Below are 3323 nucleotides of genomic sequence, written 5' to 3' on the forward strand. Positions count from 1 at the left end.
GGCATCCGTAGGGCGCTTGCGCACCGCCGCGCTCGCCGCGCGCGGCTACAAGCCCCTCCGCCCGCGCCTGCTTGGCACGCGCGTCCCGTAATCCTGCTCCGACGCCTTTGCGCAAGCGCGCGGGGGCGTGTCCACTGTCGACATCTCGGCCGCCGCAAAGCCGCAGCCTCGATCCTTCCCGGCGTTTCCGAGGGCGCCGCCGTCCAAGGAGCCTGACGATGCGCTTTTCGCGCCCTGCAATTTCGACTGACGCCTCGACCGCCCGCGCCGATAAGCCAAGCGGCGCCCAGACGCCGCGCCCACGTTTGCGAGCCGCCTTGGCGGCGCTTTGCCTGGCGCTGATCTCGGCAGCCGCCTTCCTCTCGCCGGCCGTGGCGGAGGTTCTCGACACCAGCGCCCTGCCGCGCGTCGCCGGGGCCAAGGCGCTCTATGCCAGCCCGCTGTCGACGATCTACGCCGCGCCGGCGCCCGTCGCGCAGGCGGCTGCCGCCGTCGGCAAGGCGCTCGCCGGGGATGGTTGGCGGCAATATGCGGCGGCGAACGCTGACGAAGCCAAGACCGACGACGTGCAGGTGATGAACTTCAAGAAGGGGCCGCTGGCGCTCAGCGTGCTGGTCACCAAGTCCGATCCCGCCACGACCGCCAACGTCAATTACACCGCCAAGCCGCTCGCCAACGACCTGCCGTTTCCGCCCGACGCGACCGACATCGCCTTCGATCCCCACGAGCCCGTTCTCACCTGCGCCTCCAGCCAGCCGATCCCGGCGACGCTCGCCTTCTTCAACGGCGAACTCGCGCGCATGGGCTGGGCGCCGGCGCCGGCGGGGCGCAACCCCAACACCGACAAGGGCGCGCACGTCTACTTCGTCCGCCCCGATCACGCCCCGCTGCTGCTTGTCGTGCAGCGCGGCGACGACGGCGCGACCAAGATCGAACTGAAAGGCGTCGCGGCCGAGGACCTCGCCGCGGATCTCGCGCCGGCCAAGCCCGCCGCCGCTGCTTCCGCCGCCGCCGCGCCTGCTCCGACGCCGACGCCTGACGAAGTCAGCGCCGCCGTCGCCAAGCAAGCGCAGCAGGCGATCGCCGACATCGCCAAATCGGCCATGGCCGATGCGACCGCGCCCAAGGCCGCCGCGCCGCTGGCCCCCAGCGGTCCCGTCGAAACGCTTGCCGCCATGGAAGGGAACAATGCGACCATTCCGGTTCCGGCGACCGCCGAAGCCGTCAAATTCGACGGCGCCGAGGGCAAGCTCGCCTTCGAGACCGAATCCAGCATCGAGAGCGTCGTCGCCTTCTACCGCGCGGCGATGAAGCCGCTCGGCTGGCAGGCCGAGTCCTCCGGCATCGACAAGCCGAACATGGTCGTGCTCGACTTCTCCAAGGACGGCAAAGACATCGAGCTGACCCTCATGCATCCGATCGACAAGACCGAAGTCGACGCCTCCGGCGAAGGCCTGGTCAACGAAGCGGAGAAAGAGGCCGCCGCCCCGGCCCCGACCGCGGAGGATCTGGCGGTCGAGGAGACCGGCGGCTTTCCGGTGCCAAGCAACCATACCTTGGCCGAGGCCGAGGGCACGCCGCTCCGCCATGCGCTCACCGTCGAGACGCCGCTCGATCTGAAATCGGTGCTCGGGTTCTACCGGCAGGAGCTCGGCAAGCGCGGCTGGAAGGAAGAAGCGACGGGGGCCACAGTCGCCGACGATCGCGCGACGCTCGCCTTCACTTCGCCGGACGGTCCTGCGGTTCTGAAGCTGGAGCGCAAGGACGACGCGACGACCGTCAGCCTGGTCGTCAGCAATCAAGCCAAGGCGGCGCAGTCCGGCCTGCTGGCCAAGCCGGGCAAGGTCAAGGCGATGTTCGGCAATCTGCTCAGCGCCCCGGTGACGTTCACGATCAACAAGCAGACGGTGAAGGTGGCGCCGGGGGTCGGCGCCAACGGGCCGGGCGGCCCGACGCTCGAATTGCCGCCAGGCAAATACAAAGTGTCGATGAAGGCGGGTCCGCTCGAAGTCAGCGACGACGTCGAGGTCGGCGCTGGCGAAATCTGGGGCTTCATGGCCGGCCCCGGCGGCCTGATGCCGATGCAGATCCACTAAGGACAGGATTCCCTTCTCCCGCGAGCGGGAGAAGAGCCTGCCCCCGGGCGAAGTCCCGGGGGTGGCCGGCGCAGCCGGCCGGATGAGGGGGAGTCGCAGACTTGCCCTCACCCCCGACCCCTCTCCCGCAAGCGGGCGAGGGGAGAAAGGCGCGCGCGCCTACGCCCCCGCAGGCTTGATGCCGACCGCCGCCGAGACGCGCGCGAGTTCGCGTGGGTCCGACACGCCTTGGAAGTCGCGCCGCGGCGTGTAGGGCGCTTCGAGCTGCGCCGCTTCTTCGTCGCTGAGCGTGATCGACAAAGCGGCGACCGCATCGTCGATGTGCGAGGCCTTGCTCGCGCCGACGATCGGCGCGACGACGACCGGATTTCGCCGCAGCCAGGCGAGCGCGATCTGCGCCCGGCTGACGCCGCGCTTCGCCGCAATGGCGCCGACCGCGTCGACGATCGCGCAATCGCTGGTCTCGGTCGCGTCATAGAGCAGGTTGGCGAACGGATCGGATTGCGACCGCGTCGTCGCCTCCCCCCACGGCCGCGCCAACCGGCCCCGCGCCAGCGGGCTCCACACCATCGTCCCGACGCCTTCGTCGGCGCACAGCGGCAGCATCTCGCGCTCTTCCTCGCGCGCCAGCAGATTGTAATGATCCTGCATCGAGACGAAGCGCGCCCAGCCGTGCGCCTTCTGCAGGTGCACCGCCTTGCTGAACTCCCAGGCGTGCATCGACGACGCGCCGAGGTAGCGAACCTTGCCGGCCTTGACGACGTCGTGCAGCGCTTCAAGCGTCTCCTCCATCGGCGTCGTCGGGTCGAGGCGATGGATCTGGTAAAGATCGACGTAATCCATACCAAGGCGGCTGAGGCTGTGGTCGATCTCAGTCATGACGGCTTTGCGCGACAGGCCTGCGCCATTCGGGCCGGGCCGCATCACGTTCCTGAGCTTAGTCGCGACGACCAGATCGTCGCGCGCGCCGAAATCCTTGAGCGCGCGGCCGAGAATCTCTTCGCTCGAACCTTGCGAATACATGTTGGCGGTGTCGAAGAAATTGATCTCCTTTTCAATCGCATGGCGGATAAGCGGTCGGCTCGTCTCCTCGTCGAGCGACCACGCCGGATGCCCGCGCGCCGGATCGCCGAAAGTCATCGCGCCGATGCAGATCGGGGAGACATCGAGGCCGGTTCGGCCGAGCTTCACATATTGCATCTGACGGCCCTCGCTGGCATGGAGAAG

The 3323-nt window shown here is 68.8% G+C and carries 1 protein-coding gene and 1 pseudogene; one reads left to right on the plus strand and one right to left on the minus strand.

The window, feature by feature from the left end; genetic code table 11:
- Positions 1 to 317: 317 nt before the first annotated feature.
- On the plus strand, positions 318 to 2096 hold the full coding sequence (locus tag ABSF49_RS21175; RefSeq protein ID WP_424114611.1) for a hypothetical protein: 1779 nt from the start codon (positions 318 to 320) through the stop codon (positions 2094 to 2096).
- Between the two features lie 243 nt (positions 2097 to 2339).
- Here the strand turns inward: ABSF49_RS21175 and ABSF49_RS21180 are convergent.
- A pseudogene (locus tag ABSF49_RS21180) lies at positions 2340 to 3296 on the minus strand (aldo/keto reductase); the annotation flags it as partial.
- Positions 3297 to 3323: the final 27 nt, after the last annotated feature.

It is taken from the genome of Roseiarcus sp., from assembly GCF_049514155.1.
Taxonomy (GTDB): domain Bacteria; phylum Pseudomonadota; class Alphaproteobacteria; order Rhizobiales; family Beijerinckiaceae; genus Roseiarcus.